Source organism: Mesorhizobium sp. GW821-FHT07A06, assembly GCF_059419085.1.
This window is the reverse complement of sequence record NZ_JBWKRC010000014.1, coordinates 68907-82650: the sequence shown is the minus strand read 5'-3', so window position 1 is coordinate 82650 and position 13744 is coordinate 68907. Positions and strand designations below refer to the sequence as shown.

At 64.2% G+C, this 13744-nt stretch carries 13 protein-coding genes and 2 pseudogenes; 9 read left to right on the top strand and 6 right to left on the bottom strand.

The genetic code is table 11. The features are described from left to right. Positions 1 to 25: 25 nt before the first annotated feature. Complete coding sequence (locus tag AC07SZ_RS30555; protein WP_494917236.1) at positions 26 to 1054, bottom strand: substrate-binding domain-containing protein; 1029 nt, start codon at positions 1052 to 1054, stop codon at positions 26 to 28. 49 nt (positions 1055 to 1103) lie between these two features. Continuing rightward, on the bottom strand, positions 1104 to 2471 hold the full coding sequence (locus tag AC07SZ_RS30550) for an ROK family protein (protein WP_494917235.1): 1368 nt from the start codon (positions 2469 to 2471) through the stop codon (positions 1104 to 1106). A 327-nt stretch (positions 2472 to 2798) separates the two neighbouring features. Between AC07SZ_RS30550 and AC07SZ_RS30545 the strand changes: the two genes are divergently transcribed. The 7 genes from AC07SZ_RS30545 to AC07SZ_RS30515 all read left to right on the top strand — a co-directional run bounded on the left by AC07SZ_RS30545 (position 2799) and on the right by AC07SZ_RS30515 (position 10061). Next, positions 2799 to 3626 (top strand): sugar phosphate isomerase/epimerase family protein, encoded by an 828-nt coding sequence (locus AC07SZ_RS30545; RefSeq protein WP_494917234.1) that lies wholly within the window; start codon positions 2799 to 2801, stop codon positions 3624 to 3626. Positions 3627 to 3667: 41 nt separating this feature from the next. Beyond that, on the top strand, positions 3668 to 4789 hold the full coding sequence (locus tag AC07SZ_RS30540) for a substrate-binding domain-containing protein (protein WP_494917233.1): 1122 nt from the start codon (positions 3668 to 3670) through the stop codon (positions 4787 to 4789). Between the two features lie 62 nt (positions 4790 to 4851). Then, positions 4852 to 6021: a levoglucosan dehydrogenase gene (locus AC07SZ_RS30535; protein ID WP_494917232.1), complete on the top strand. Its 1170-nt coding sequence runs from the start codon at positions 4852 to 4854 to the stop codon at positions 6019 to 6021. Beyond that, positions 6018 to 7604 (top strand): sugar ABC transporter ATP-binding protein, encoded by a 1587-nt coding sequence (locus tag AC07SZ_RS30530; RefSeq protein WP_494917230.1) that lies wholly within the window; start codon positions 6018 to 6020, stop codon positions 7602 to 7604. Before AC07SZ_RS30535 ends, AC07SZ_RS30530 begins: the two co-directional genes overlap by 4 nt. Further along, a complete protein-coding gene (locus tag AC07SZ_RS30525) occupies positions 7594 to 8568 on the top strand; it encodes an ABC transporter permease (protein ID WP_056566321.1) in 975 nt (324 codons plus the stop codon). The genes AC07SZ_RS30530 and AC07SZ_RS30525 overlap by 11 nt, the downstream gene beginning before the upstream one ends. A gap of 1 nt (position 8569) precedes the next feature. Beyond that, positions 8570 to 8878, top strand: a complete 309-nt coding sequence (locus AC07SZ_RS30520; RefSeq protein ID WP_056566324.1) for a putative quinol monooxygenase — start codon at positions 8570 to 8572, stop codon at positions 8876 to 8878. A 4-nt stretch (positions 8879 to 8882) separates the two neighbouring features. Further along, positions 8883 to 10061 carry a Gfo/Idh/MocA family protein gene (locus tag AC07SZ_RS30515; RefSeq protein ID WP_172374440.1) on the top strand — a complete coding sequence of 393 codons (1179 nt, stop codon included), beginning with the start codon at positions 8883 to 8885 and terminating at the stop codon, positions 10059 to 10061. Between the two features lie 393 nt (positions 10062 to 10454). Here the strand turns inward: AC07SZ_RS30515 and AC07SZ_RS30510 are convergent, their stop codons facing one another. Continuing rightward, entirely contained in the window at positions 10455 to 10805 is a 351-nt protein-coding gene (locus AC07SZ_RS30510; RefSeq protein WP_494917229.1) for a hypothetical protein, read from the bottom strand. A gap of 227 nt (positions 10806 to 11032) precedes the next feature. On the opposite strand from AC07SZ_RS30510, the pseudogene AC07SZ_RS30505 reads away from it, so the two are divergent. Both AC07SZ_RS30505 and AC07SZ_RS30500 read left to right on the top strand, forming a co-directional pair. Then, positions 11033 to 11125 (top strand): annotated as a pseudogene (locus AC07SZ_RS30505) (AsnC family transcriptional regulator); the annotation flags it as partial. A 197-nt stretch (positions 11126 to 11322) separates the two neighbouring features. Beyond that, positions 11323 to 11469 carry an Lrp/AsnC ligand binding domain-containing protein gene (locus AC07SZ_RS30500; RefSeq protein ID WP_494917227.1) on the top strand — a complete coding sequence of 49 codons (147 nt, stop codon included), beginning with the start codon at positions 11323 to 11325 and terminating at the stop codon, positions 11467 to 11469. Between the two features lie 49 nt (positions 11470 to 11518). Here AC07SZ_RS30500 and AC07SZ_RS30495 read toward each other — a convergent pair. From AC07SZ_RS30495 to AC07SZ_RS30485, 3 genes and pseudogenes are all read right to left on the bottom strand, one after another. Further along, positions 11519 to 11622, bottom strand: a pseudogene (locus AC07SZ_RS30495) (Atu4866 domain-containing protein); the annotation flags it as partial. 159 nt (positions 11623 to 11781) lie between these two features. After that, positions 11782 to 12852 carry an ABC transporter ATP-binding protein gene (locus tag AC07SZ_RS30490; protein ID WP_494917225.1) on the bottom strand — a complete coding sequence of 357 codons (1071 nt, stop codon included), beginning with the start codon at positions 12850 to 12852 and terminating at the stop codon, positions 11782 to 11784. 33 nt (positions 12853 to 12885) lie between these two features. Next, positions 12886 to 13725: a BtpA/SgcQ family protein gene (locus AC07SZ_RS30485; RefSeq protein WP_056567912.1), complete on the bottom strand. Its 840-nt coding sequence runs from the start codon at positions 13723 to 13725 to the stop codon at positions 12886 to 12888. Positions 13726 to 13744: the final 19 nt, after the last annotated feature.

The following is a 13744-nucleotide window of genomic DNA, read 5'->3' as shown; positions in this document are numbered from 1 at the left end:
TCTCAGGAGTGCCGAGCGCCGCATGTCAGCCGGCCTTGCCGCTAAGCATTTTCTTCGGTGGTTTTCGCGCCCTGAGCAAGGCTGCAGGGGCCGGCGTGCGCCAGACGACCTGATAGGCTTCCACTACATTGCTGACGGTGACGCTGAGGCCGGGAAGCGCGATCCAGGGCGGCGGCTGTCTTTCGAGCAGACCGAGAATGGTGGCGATGCCGGCGGCAACGCCCTGGTCGTAAGGTAGCTGTGCGGCAATGCCCTTGATCAAGCCACCTGCGGCCAGGTCCGCCGCCACCTCATTGCCGAGGTCGACGGTGGTCACCGGGATCGTCTTTCCCGCATCGCGGATCGCGGCGACGGCGCCAGTCGCCGGCACGTCCCAGACTGCGAACAGGCCGGCAAGATCGGGATTGGCCTGCAGCAGGCCAGCGGTCGCGGCCTTCGCCTGCGATACATCGGCAAACTTGCCTCGCACCAGCGAGAGATCCGGCCGGTGGGCTGCCATCCACTTGCGGAAGGCAATCTCGCGCTCGTGTGTGGCGAAGAAATCCACGCCATAGGCCAGGACCCCGATCTTGCCACCTTGGGCCACATGAGGCGCCAGCAACTCCGCCCCGATCTGCCCCAGGCCGAAATTGTCGGTGGAGATGACGCTGACATAGTCCTTGCCGGGCAGCATCCCAGTCGGGGCATTGTCGAGCAGCAGAAGCTTCTTTCCGGCCGCCGGTATCGCACGATGGGCATCTGCCGCACGGCTGCTGCCGATCGGAATGGAGACGACGGCATCCACCTGTTCGGCGGCAAGCCGCTGCAATTCGGAAATCTGCCTGTCGATGTCGAAGGCGCAGTCGATGACCTCGACGACCGCCGCACCATAGCGGCCAAGCGTGGTGACGATTCCGGCCAGTTCCTCCTTGGCCCAGTCGCTCATCGTGGTGTGGAGAACGACGGCCACCGAAAAGTGCCGGTTGCGGGCGGCATCGGCGTCGGCATCCGACAGTCCGACCTGGTCGGCCGGAACCGCTCGTTCGCCATGCGGCCCAAGGCCGGTGATTGCCATAGTTCAATCCTCCTCAGGCGCCAGCAGCGCTCGATCGATTCCGCCGATACTATCCACGCGTCCCACCCGGTGGCCGGGGTTTGGCCGGCCGGGTGCTGGTGTCGAGCGCGGCCCGTGAGAGAAATTCCTTGAATTCCGGATGCTCGCGTGGCGAGCCCAAGGTAATCCATCCCTGCAGGAATCTCGGATCGAACAGCGCTTCAGCCACGACCTGCGCGGCGCCGACCAGCCCGGCCGACCCGCCCATCTGAGAGCGCACGATGCGCAGGTCGCGCGTAACCACCGGATGCGACTGGCGATAGACCGCCTCGCGAACGGCCGCCAGCAGGATATCACCGGTCTCGGCGACGTTGCCGCCGAGCACGATCAGCGACGGGTTGAGCAGATTGGCCAACGGCGCCAGCACCTCGCCGACGGCGCGACCGCAACGCCCGAGCAGGTCGATGCAAAACGGGTCGCCCAACTGGGCGCCGTGGCCGGTATCGGTAACCGCAACCTCGCCGGCACGGGCCAGCACTTCGGCAAGATAGGGGCTGCGCCCGCTTTCGGCCGCCTGACGGGCCTCGCGCACCAGCGCTTCGCTGCCGGCGACAGACTCAAGATTTCCGCCCTCTATAAAAGTGTAGCCGATCATGCCGGCAGCACCCTGGGCGCCACGATGGAGCGTGCCTTCCGAGACGACGCCGGCACTTATGGAGCGTCCGAGCTTGACGAAGATCATGTCGGTCAGGCCGATGCCGCTGCCAGACTTCAGCTCACCCATCGTCATTGTCTGAACGCCGCTTCGCACCCAGACAGGTGCATCCACAAGCGTGGCCAACTGCTCCACGAAGGGAAATCCATCCCAGTTCTGAAACGCCTTCAATGCCGGCGCGAACAGCCGCTGGCCGTCGGGCTTCTCGACGGCTCCAGGGACCGCCAGCCCCACCCCCCAGATGCTGGCGTCGCCGCCGTGCTCCTCAAGCATCCAGGCAAACAGCGTCGCCAGCCGCTGCAGCACCGGCTCGGGTCCTGCCCCAAGTTCCACGGCCTCGTGATGTTCGGCCAGCAAGCGGCCAGACAGGTCGGAGACACCGACCCCCAGCGAGGAATGATCGAGTACGGCGGCAAGGATTATACCCATGCGTGGACGGAAGCGGACATGACGGGGCGCGCGTCCGCCGATGGCGGGGCCGAGTTCGCCTTCTTCGATAAGCCCCAGCCGAAGCAGTGTGGCAAGGCGGTCGGTGACAACGGCACGCCCAAGCTCGGACTGGTGCTCCAGCTCCTGACGGGTCGTCGCCGCGCCGGTGCGCACAAGGTTGAGCAGCGCGGCCAGGCTGCCATGCGCGGATTCGCTGGCGCGCGGCCGGCCAGCCGCACGACGTGGCGCGGCTACCTCGGTGCTGCCCTCGTCCATATCCTTGCCGCGCCTCATCCGCCGGTCCCGCTGTGCTGTCTGGTCGACGGCCAAGGTGTCTCCCTGCCGTCCCAGCGCAACGCACCATTTTGCCATGGGTAACGTGGCCTCATTTTCGGATCAAGGGATAACTTATGCTGTTTATCAACAAAAGTATGCCAACTTCTGCATTTTAATGATTGACGAAGGCCGAAAAGAGCGCATAAGTATCGGCAGGCTCGGAGGAGAGCCAAGGTTGGCAGACCTCGCGAAGGCGACGGATGCCGCACGAGTATCGGCCGAACAACAATGCCGGGATCCACGCTGGGCTGGGTCGCGCGCTGACTATGCACGGGAGGATACGAGATGCCGGTGAAACTCGCCTATCACGCCAATTGCTGGGGCCCGCTCGGCGGCAATGCCGTCGGCGTCACGTCGATCACCCAACTCACCTATCGTACCTTCGGTGACATGGAGCAGGCGATCCGCGACATCGGCGCGGCCGGATATGTCGGGACCGAACTCTTCGACGGCAATCTCCTCGACTATGAAGGACGGCTTGGCGACCTGCGTGCTGTCTTGAACCAATCCGGCGTCGCTCTCGTCGCCGGCTACTCCGGCGCGAACTTCATCTTCGACGATATCCTTGACGAGGAATTGGCGCGGATCGAACGCGGGGCGGCTGTCGCTGCCGAACTCGGCGCCGAACATCTGGTCGTCGGCGGCGGTGCCAAGCGCGCCAACGGCCGCCAGGCCGATGATTTCAAGCGCCTCGGCGCGGCACTCGACAAGGTCATCGACATCGCGGCCAGGGCGGGCTTGCGCGCGCACTATCACCCGCATCTGTCGACCATCGTCGAAGGCCCTGACGACGTTCGCGAGGTTTTCAAGCATACCGCGATCGATTTCTGTCCGGACACCGCGCATCTGGCGGCCGCGGGCGGTGATCCGGCCGCGCAGATCCGCGAATTCAGCAAGCGCATCAGCTACGTGCACCTGAAGGGCTTGCAGCGTGATCCCTTTGCCTTCACGCCGCTCGATCGCGGCGACCTCGACATGGCGCCGATCATCCAAGCGCTCAAGGACACCGGATTTTCCGGGTGGATCGCCACCGAACTCGACGCTTGGCCCGATCCTAGGGAAGGGGCGGTACTCAGCATGAACTATCTGAAAGAGGCGTTGAAACAGAGTTGAACCGACGGGTACTGCGCCCGTCATCAGGGAGGAGACCTAAGATGACACGTTTCAAGACAATAGCCGGGGCTTTCACGGCGGCATTGCTAGCCACCAGTCTCTACACCGCGTCGCCCGCCTTCGCCGACCCGGATTCCGCACTTGCCGAACTGCAGAAGACGGTGCTCTCCAAGGGCCCGAACGGCGAAACCCCGGCATCGGCGGCATCCATCAAGCTGACCGATGAGGAACTGGCAAAGATCAAGGACATGAAGGCGACGGCGGCGATCGTCATGCACTATGGCGGCAATGACTGGTCTCGTGCGCAGGTCGCCGGCCTCAAGGATCAGTTCGGCAAGATGGGCATCGACGTGATCGCCACCACCGATGCCGGCTTCAAACCGGAAAAGCAGGTCGCCGACCTCGAAACGGTGATGGCGCAGAATCCGAAGATCATCGTTTCGATCCCGACCGATCCTTCGGCGACGGCCTCCGCCTACAAGGCTGTCGCCGACAAGGGCGTGAAGCTGGTGTTCATGGACAACGTGCCGACCGGCTTCGTCGCCGGCAAGGATTATGTCTCAGTCGTCTCCGCCGATAATTACGGCAATGGTGTCGCGGCGGCGCATCTGATGGCCAAGGCGTTGGGCGGCAAGGGCGACATTGGCCTGGTTTTCCACGCTGCCGATTTCTTCGTCACCAAGCAGCGCTACGACGGCTTCAAGAAAACGATCGCCGACAACTATCCCGACATCAAGATCGTCGCCGAACAAGGCATTGGCGGCCCGGACTTCACCGGCGACGCCGACAAGGCGGCCTCGGCAATCCTCACCTCCCACCCGACCATCAATGGCATCTGGGCCGTGTGGGACGTGCCGGCTGAAGGCGTTATCTCGGCGGCACGCACTGCCGGTCGCGATGACCTCGTCATCACCACTTGCGACCTCGGCGAAAACGTCGCCATCAATATGGCCAGCGGCGGCTTCGTGAAGGGTCTCGGTGCCCAGCGTCCTTTCGACCAGGGCGTCACCGAAGCCTTGCTCGCCGGCTACGGCCTGCTCGGCAAGGAGGCACCGGCTTTCGTCGCCTTGCCGGCACTCCCGGTCACCAAGGACACACTGCTGGAAGGCTGGAAGGCCGTCTATCACACCGAAGCGACCGACAAGATCAAGAGCAGCATGTAGCGCGCCCGCGGCCGGCGCCCTCTCTGCCGGCCGCACCTTTTTCAATTCGACAGGAGACCATCATGACCAGGACGCTCAACGTGGCGATGATCGGCGGCGGCTTCATGGGCAAGGCCCATGCGCTTGCCTACGCGGCAATGCCGATGTTCTTCTGGCCGGCCCCCGCCATTCCCGTACGCAAGGTGGTGGTAGACGTCACCGAGGCGTTGGCCGACGAAGGCCGCCGCCGCTACGGGTTCGAGGAATCATCGGCCGACTGGCGCGCGGTGGTAAAGCGGCCTGACATCGACGTCATCGATATCGTGACCCCGAACGACAGCCATGCGGCGATCGCGATCGCGGCCGCCGAGGCCGGCAAGCACATCATCTGTGAGAAGCCGCTGGCGCGCGGCGGCGACGAGGCAAAGACCATGCTGGACGCGGTCAACAAGGCCGGCGTCATCCACATGGTCGCCTTCAACTACCGCCGCACGCCGGCAGTGGCGCTGGCCCGCCAGTACATAGAAGAGGGGCGTATCGGCACCATCCTGAACTTCCGCGGCACCTATCTGCAGGACTGGTCGGCCGATCCGGATTCGCCTCTGTCCTGGCGCTTCCAGAAGAAGATCGCCGGGTCGGGTTCGATCGGCGACATCGGCACCCACGTCGTCGACCTTGCCCGCTATCTGGTCGGCGAGATCGCCGAGGTCAGCGCGCTGGTGCGCACCTACAACAAGACGCGGCCGATCCAGCGCGGCAATCTCGACAGGCTGGGTGCAGCCGAGAAGAACACTGGCGCCGAGCGCGCCGAAGTCGATGTCGACGACGAGGTGGTGACGCTGCTGAAATTCGCCGATGGCGCCATCGGCTCGCTGGAGGCGACCCGCAACGCCTATGGCCGCAACAATTTCATCACCTTCGAGATCCACGGCACCAAGGGCTCCATTGCTTTCAACTACGAACGGCGCGACGAATTGCAGGTGATGTTCGCCGATGACCCTGCCGATGCTCGCGGCTTCAGGACCGTCTATTCCGGTCCGGCGCATCCCTATGGGGCCGGACTGTGGCCGATCCCGGCGCTCGGCATCGGCTATTCAGAAACCAAGATCGTCGAGTGCTTCGATTTCTTCTCGGCCATCGTCTCGGGCAGACAACCTTCGCCGAATTTCGAGGATGGCTACAAGACCGAGCGGGTCGCCGACGCGCTGATCGAATCGGGCGAAAGCGGCCAGTGGACCAAGGTACGGTCATGACCTCAGCGACGCCTGTTCATGCGGTTGAGATGAAGGGCGTCACCAAATCCTTCGGCGGCGTCAAGGCGCTGGTCGACGTCGACCTGCAGGTGGAGAAAGGCGAAATCCATGCGCTGCTGGGCGGCAACGGCGCCGGCAAGTCGACCATCCTGAAAGTGCTGAACGGCGTGCATGTGCCCGATAGTGGCACCATTCTCGTCGACGGCAAGCCACTGACGGAGATCTCGCCCGAGGCCTCGCGCCGGGCGGGCATCGCCATGATCTTCCAGGAAATGAGCCTGATCCCGACATTGACCGTGGCACAGAACGTCTTTCTGAACCGCGAAGCCAAGGGCGCGTTCGGCCTGATCGACGACCTCGCCGCCGAAAGGCGCGCCAGGGAGCTGTTCGAGATGCTGCAGGTCGAGGTCGATCCGAAGGCGACGGTCGGCAATCTGGGCGCCGGCCAGCGACAGCTGACCGAAATCGTCAAGGCGATCTCGCAGAACGCCAGGGTCCTAGTGCTGGACGAACCATCCACGGCGCTGGCGGTGTCCGATGTCGAGCGGCTCTTCACCTTCCTGCGCAAGCTGAGATCGGAAGGCGTGGCCATCATCTATGTCTCGCACCGCATGGATGAGATCGCCCGCATCGCCGACCGCGCTACCATCCTGCGCGATGGCCGCCACGTCATCACCGCACCGCTGTCGGAATTGCCGATCGAGGCGATGATCGAGCACATCGTCGGCAAACGCTCGCGCGGCCTGTCGGATGTGGTGCGCGGCGAATCGAACATCGGCAAGCCACTCCTTGAGCTTGACAATGTTTCGGGAGCCCTGAAGCCCAGGAATGCCAGCTTTGTCGTCCACAGCGGCGAGGTTGTCGGCCTCGCCGGTCTGCTCGGCTCCGGTCGTTCGGCGATCGCGCGCGTCATTGCCGGCATCGACCCAATCGTTGAGGGAGAGATCCGCATTGCCGGCAAGCCGGTCGCGATCATCAGGCCAAGCGATGCCATCGAGGCCGGCGTGGCGCTGGTGCCGGAGGATCGGCTGCGCCAGGGCGTCATCGCCGAGCATTCGGTCGCTTCCAACATGACGCTCGCCGTGCTCGACCGGCTGAGCAGCAAGACGTTCGTGTCGACGAAGAAGGTACGCGACGTGACCGACGACCAGATCGCAAGACTGCGCGTCAAGACAGCTTCGCGCGACAGCGCGGTGCGCACGCTTTCGGGCGGCAATCAGCAGAAGGTCGTTATCGGCAAATGGCTGTCGACCGAACCTGAAATCCTTGTCCTCGACGAGCCGACCTCCGGCATCGACATCGGCTCGAAGTCGGAGATCATCATGCTGGTGCGCGAACTCGCCAAGGCCGGCAAGGCAATCATCATGATCTCCTCCGAGCTGTCCGAGATGCTGTCGGCCTGCGATCGCATCATCGTCATCTCGGAAGGCCGTGTCATGGATGATATCAGCCGCGGCGATCTCGACGATCCGTCGGCGCCCAAGGACGATCCGATCGCGCGGCTGCAGGCGGCCGAGCGCAAGTTGCAGATCGTCATCCAGAACGCTCTGACCAAGAGCCAGGGAGGAACACATGTCCACTAGCCAGCCTGCCGGATCGACGTCCTCGCTCACGGCGAGGCTTGGCCTCACCAACTGGCGGCAGAATATCATCTACATCGGCTTCGTCGTGATCTTCGTCATTTTCGCGGTCACGCTGTTCGACAAAGGCTTCCTCAACCCCAACAACCTGCTCAACATCGTGCGTCAGACGGCAATGATCGCGGTGATGGCGATCGCCATGACCTATGTGCTGTCGGCCGGCGAGATCGACCTGTCCGTTGGGGCGGTGGCGGGACTGGCCTCGGTGACGACGGCAATGGCAATCGACGCCGGCGGACCGCTCACCGGTGTGATGGCCGGTCTCGCCACCGGTGTCATCGTCGGCACTTTCAATGGCCTGTTGACGACGCGGATCGGCATTCCGTCCTTCCTCACCACGCTGGCCATGATGGGCATTGCCACTGGCACCGCCATGTGGATCAGCGATACGGCGGCGGTGCCGATCATCTCGAAGAGCTATTCCTGGATTTTTGGCGGCGGCAATGTTGGGCCGGTGCCGGTGCTGCTGATCTGGATGCTGGTGCTGGGCGCTGTCGGCCATGTCGTGCTGAGGCGAACGAGCTTCGGCCGGCGCGTGCTGGCCACCGGTGGCGGCGAGATCGCGGCGCGCTATTCCGGCATCGACACCAAGTCGATCAAATTCCGTGTCCTCATCATCTCGGCCATGGCGGCGGCACTGGCCGGCATGCTCTACGCCGGTCGGCTGCAATCCGGACGCTTCCAGCTCGGCCAGGGCGACGAATTGTCGGTCATCGCCGCGGCGGTGCTTGGCGGCACCAGCCTGTTCGGCGGTTCCGGCACGGTGATCGGCACGATTGTCGGCGCGCTGATGATCGGTCTCATCAACAATGGCCTGATCCTGATGGGGCTGGAGTTCAGCCAGCAGCTGATCGCGCGGGGCGCCATCATCATCCTTGCCGTTGCGCTCAGCCAGGGGAGAAAGTGATATGACGGTTCCCTACACGGTCATCGGCACTGTCGTTGCCAAACCCGAAACACGCGAGGAACTGCAGGAAATCCTGTCGGGCTTCGTCGCGCCGACACGGGCCGAGGAGGGCTGCATCAATTATGATTTTCATGTCGACCCTGCCGACCCTTGCGTGTTCATGTTCTACGAGAACTGGCGCTCGAAGGACGATCTCGACCGGCATCTGGCGATGCCCCACCTGAAGCCGCTGTTTGGGCGCCTCGACGACCTCGTCGCACGGCCGGTCGATGTCCGTCGCTTCGTCATGCTAAGCCAGATGGCGAAGTAAACCCATGAGCAATCGTTTCGAACCCATTCGTCTGGGCATGGTGGGTGGCGGGCAGGGCGCCTTCATCGGCGCGGTGCATCGCATCGCGGCGCGCATGGACAATGATTTCGTGCTGGTCGCGGGCGCCCTGTCGTCCGATCCGGCGCGTGCCAAGGCGTCGGCGGTCGAACTCGGCCTCGATCCGGAGCGCAGCTACGCGTCCTATGCCGAGATGGCCAAGGCCGAGGCGAAACGCCCCGACGGCATCGAGGCGGTGGCGATCGTCACGCCCAACAATGTGCATGTGCCTGCAGCCAAGGCCTTTCTCGAGGCCGGCATCCACGTCATCTGCGACAAGCCGCTGGCAACGACACTGGCCGAAGCGAAGAAGCTGGCGGCGATCGTCGAGAAGACCGGCAAGGTGTTCGTGCTCACCCACAATTACACCGCCTATCCGATGGTGCGGCAGGCGCGCGAAATGGTGGCCAAGGGCGTGCTCGGCGACATCCGCATCGTGCAATCGGAGTACCCGCAGGACTGGCTGACCGAGGACCTTGCCGCGACAGGCCAGAAGCAGGCGTCATGGCGAGGCGATCCCAAGCAGGCGGGCGCCGGCGGCGCGCTGGGCGACATCGGCACGCATGCCTACAATCTCGCCCGCTTCGTTTCCGGACTGGAGCTGGATTCGCTGTCGGCCGATCTCGACGCCTTCGTGCCGGGGCGGCAGCTTGACGACAATGTCAACGTCATGCTGCGCTTCAAGGCGCCGGGCAAGGCGCATCCGGCCAAGGGCATGATCTGGGCCAGCCAGGTGGCGCCGGGCCACGAAAACGGGCTGAAGCTGCGCATCTATGGTTCGAAGGGCGGGCTGGAATGGGTGCAGGCCGACCCGAACTATCTCTGGTACACGCCGTTCGGCCAGCCCAAGCAGTTGATCACCCGCAATGGCGCCGGCGCGCTGCCGGTGGCGGGCCGTGTCAGCCGGGTGCCGTCGGGCCATCCCGAGGGCTACCTCGAAGGTTTCGCCAACATCTACCAGGAAGCCGCGCGCGCCATCCGCGCGGCGCGCCGCAAGGGCGGCAAGCCGGCTAGGGATGTGGTCTTCCCGACCATCGAGGATGGCGTCGAAGGCATGGCCTTCATCGAGGCCTGCGTGAAATCGTCCAAGAAGAATGGGGCGTGGACGAGGTTGGCTCCGATCTGAGATATGGTCTGCACTGCTCAGGCCCCTTGTTTGGGTTGCCGGCCATGCGAGAACATACGCATCCGCGCGTTGCTCATCGTGATCGCGATGCTGACCTTTGGTGTGATCAGTGTTTCCCAGCTGCTGCAACGGGCCATGGTACCAGGCCAAGGCGACGCGCGTAACAGTTTTGGAATTGGCTCGGGTTGACCATCACGGCGTGGTCACGATGAGTTCGCTTCGTGTCAGCTTCAGCTCTAGGTCCAGCCGGGCTGAACGTCCGCTTTTTGACGCGGCAACACCCGTCGTTTTCACCTATGCCAGTGTGGTTAGCGCACAGACCCGCGTCCAGCTTCCGCGCAGCCCAGCGGGGTTCGACAAGGCATCCTTCAAGCGATCAAGCAGCCCTTCCGGTCATTGACCAAGCCTGCGGGCCGCGGCAGCCAGCCGGCGCACCCCTTTGTGCAGCCGCTCGGGCGCGTTGAGCGTGAAGTTGACGCGAATGGCGCGACGGTCCTCGCCGGTCACGTCGAACACGCTGCTGAGCGTGACACAGACGCCTTCCTCCAGCCCCAACCGCATCAGCTCGTCTGTGTCGAGCGATGGATTGCGCGCCGCCGCCCAGACGAACATGCCGCCTTGCGGCTTTTCCCAGGCGAAGAGCGAGCCCAGATGTCCTTCCATCGCCTCGCACAAGGCGTCGCGGCGCGCGCGGTAGAGCGCCAGGATTTGCGGCTGAATCCGCTCGGGCAATCCGGCGTTCATGGCGTCCAGCACGAGCCGCTGGCCGAGCCCGCGGGCACATATCCGAGCCCTGTTTGGCGACGGTCAGCGCCCGGATCATCTCCGGTGCGGCGACTACCCAGCCGACACGCAAGCCCGGCGCGACCTCCTTGGAAAGCGTGCCCGTGTAGACGACGGGTCCTCATCGCCATCTTGAGATTTCTTGCAGTTTCTCTCTATGATCAGCGTAAAGTGTGGTGAAATCAGCCATGACGATCCTGGATGCCATCGACCGCAAGATCCTGCGCGAACTGCGGGCCGACGCGCGCGTCTCGACGGTCGATCTGGCCGCGCGCGTCGGCCTGTCTCCGACGCCCTGCGCGCGCCGCGTGAAACGCCTGGAGGACGGCGGTGTGATCCAGGGCTACGCTGCGCGGATCAACCCGTCCGCGATGGGCTTGGCAATCTGTGTCATCGTCTCGGTGCGTCTGGGCAAGCAAGGCCCTGAAGGGGCCGGTGAATTCCTGCGCGAAGTCGCCAAACGGCCGGAGATCACCGAATGCCTGCTGGGACCGGGAACATCGACTACCTGCTGCGTGTCTGGGTCAAGGACATGGCCGCGCTCCGCAACTTCATCAGCAACGTCCTGCAGTCGATCCCGTCGGTAGCCGAGACCTCCACGATGGTGGTGCTGAACCTGGACTAGTCATGGCCCGGCTGGGTGAAGCTGTATCCGATGTCGTGGCTGCAGCCGGGTATGCACTTTCTCGGCGGCCGCGCGCTTCGTCATAGCGACCGTTGGGAACAGATTATGGCGAATGTGGCCGTCCGTGGTGATCCACAGGCCGACAAAGGGGTCCTTGGCCCGATTGTTGGTCGCCACGCAGAAATAGCCGGCCGGATCCGGAACCTCCCGATCCTCGAACTTACTCCGCGCGATCCCTCGGAAAATCGGCGAGGGATGGCCCGACGACCACGCACGGAGCCGATACGTTGGCGCGTGGGGCCGACTGGTGCTTCAGATGACTTTTCCGCTTTCCGCGTCGAAGACGTGAAGGGCTTCGGCCGGAAACGACAGCCACAGACGGTCGCCGTCGCGCGAGGCGAAATCGGCCTTGACGATGGCGAGGATGTCGGTTCCCGCCGCGTCGACCACCAGATGCGTCTGCGGCCCTGTCGGCTCCGCCACTTTCAGCGTGCCGGCAAGATCGCCGGCCTGGCGGTCCACGATCACACTTTCGGGCCGAATGCCCAAGACGATGCGGTTCGTCGACGAAGTGTAGGCGCGGGCCGGCAGGGCGATCTCCGAGCCATCGCCAAGCACGGCCTTGATACCCGCCGCCGTCTGGCGAAGCTCGGCCTTGACCACGTTCATTGCCGGCGAGCCGATGAAGCCGGCGACGAACAGGTTGGCCGGCCTGTTGTAAAGTTCGAGCGGCGAGCCGACCTGTTCGATGTTGCCGCCGTTGAGGACGACGATGCGGTCCGCCAGCGTCATCGCCTCGATCTGGTCGTGCGTGACATACACGGCGGTCGTGCGGACGCGATGATGCAGGAGCTTGATTTCACCGCGCATCTGCACGCGCAGTTTGGCGTCGAGATTGGACAGCGGCTCGTCGAACAGGAACACCGATGGGTTGCGCACGATGGCACGGCCCATGGCGACGCGCTGGCGCTGGCCGCCGGACAGTTGGCCGGGCTTGCGGTGCAGGAGGTCGGAGAGGTCGAGCATGCGCGCGGCCTCCTCGACGCGGGTGACGATCTCCGCCTTGCCCTTGCCGGAGAGCTTCAGGTTGAAGGCCATGTTCTCGGCCACCGTCATGTGCGGGTAGAGCGCATAGCTCTGGAAGACCATCGCCACGTTGCGGTCGCGCGGGCTGTCGTTGTTGACCTTGCGCCCGTCAAGCAGGATGTCGCCGCGCGAGGCGCTCTCCAGCCCGGAGATGATGCGCAGCAGCGTCGACTTTCCGCAGCCGGAGGGCCCGACGAGCGCCACGAACTCGCCATCCCCTATGCTGAGGTTGATGCCGCGGATGATGGCGGCAGCGCCGAATGATTTCTCGACGCCGCGCAGTTCGATGGATGCCATGGATCAGCCCCTCTCTTCCGGACCGTGTGGATGTCAGCGGACCTTGCGTACCGCGTCCATCAGCGCCTGGACCTTGGCCAGCACGACCCTGTCGCCGTGCATCTTGCCGTTGCCCTTGACGTAGCTGCCGACGATGGCGCCGTCGGCGACTGATAGAAGCTCGGCGGCGTTGTCGCTGCTGAAGCCGCTGCCGACCAGGATCGGCCCGACGGCGCCGGCGCGGATCTGCTTGACTTCGGCGGGCGCCGTCGGATGGCCGGTGCGGGTGCCGGTTGCGATCAGGATGTCGGCGCCGAAGAACTCGACGTCGCGGGCCTGGTCCTCGATGTCGCGGTCGCCGACGATGGCGTGGCTGCCATGCTTCACGTGCACGTCGGCCAACACGACGATATCCTCAGCGTCGAGTTCGCGCCGGTAGCGCATGGCCTGGGCCGAGGCACCCTCGATGATGCCCTCATTGGCCACATAGGCATTGGCCCACTGGTTGACGCGTACGAACTGCGCGCCCGAACTCTTGGCGCAGGCAAGCGAGGCCTTGGCGGCGTTGGCGACGATGTTGAAGCCGAGCGGAAGCTTCGTGGCGCGGCGGATGCGATCGCCGATGACCGACATGGCGCCGATCGTCTCGAAGCCGATGTCGTCAGGCTTGCGGAAAGGGATGTCGCCGGCATTCTCGAGCAGGATCGCGTCGACGCCGCCTTCCTCGAGGATCAGCGCTTCCTCGACCGCCTGATCATAGACAGCCTGCAGCGACCCGTTCCGGTAGTAGGGCGAGCCGGGTAGTGGCAGCACATGCACCATGCCGATGATGGGCTTGCTGGTGCCGAACAGGCGCTGCAGAACCGGCGTGTTTTTCGTGTCGAGATTCGACATCTTCTTCTCTCCTTGGCTT

Coding starts and splice junctions, on each gene's coding strand:
- AC07SZ_RS30515 (WP_172374440.1), top strand. CDS start 8,883: ATGAGCAATCGTTTCGAACCCATTCGTCTGGGCATGGTGGGTGGCGGG.
- AC07SZ_RS30525 (WP_056566321.1), top strand. CDS start 7,594: ATGTCCACTAGCCAGCCTGCCGGATCGACGTCCTCGCTCACGGCGAGG.
- AC07SZ_RS30550 (WP_494917235.1), bottom strand. CDS start 2,471: ATGAGGCGCGGCAAGGATATGGACGAGGGCAGCACCGAGGTAGCCGCG.
- AC07SZ_RS30485 (WP_056567912.1), bottom strand. CDS start 13,725: ATGTCGAATCTCGACACGAAAAACACGCCGGTTCTGCAGCGCCTGTTC.
- AC07SZ_RS30545 (WP_494917234.1), top strand. CDS start 2,799: ATGCCGGTGAAACTCGCCTATCACGCCAATTGCTGGGGCCCGCTCGGC.
- AC07SZ_RS30535 (WP_494917232.1), top strand. CDS start 4,852: ATGACCAGGACGCTCAACGTGGCGATGATCGGCGGCGGCTTCATGGGC.
- AC07SZ_RS30510 (WP_494917229.1), bottom strand. CDS start 10,805: ATGAACGCCGGATTGCCCGAGCGGATTCAGCCGCAAATCCTGGCGCTC.
- AC07SZ_RS30500 (WP_494917227.1), top strand. CDS start 11,323: ATGCCTGCTGGGACCGGGAACATCGACTACCTGCTGCGTGTCTGGGTC.
- AC07SZ_RS30540 (WP_494917233.1), top strand. CDS start 3,668: ATGACACGTTTCAAGACAATAGCCGGGGCTTTCACGGCGGCATTGCTA.
- AC07SZ_RS30520 (WP_056566324.1), top strand. CDS start 8,570: ATGACGGTTCCCTACACGGTCATCGGCACTGTCGTTGCCAAACCCGAA.
- AC07SZ_RS30530 (WP_494917230.1), top strand. CDS start 6,018: ATGACCTCAGCGACGCCTGTTCATGCGGTTGAGATGAAGGGCGTCACC.
- AC07SZ_RS30490 (WP_494917225.1), bottom strand. CDS start 12,852: ATGGCATCCATCGAACTGCGCGGCGTCGAGAAATCATTCGGCGCTGCC.
- AC07SZ_RS30555 (WP_494917236.1), bottom strand. CDS start 1,054: ATGGCAATCACCGGCCTTGGGCCGCATGGCGAACGAGCGGTTCCGGCC.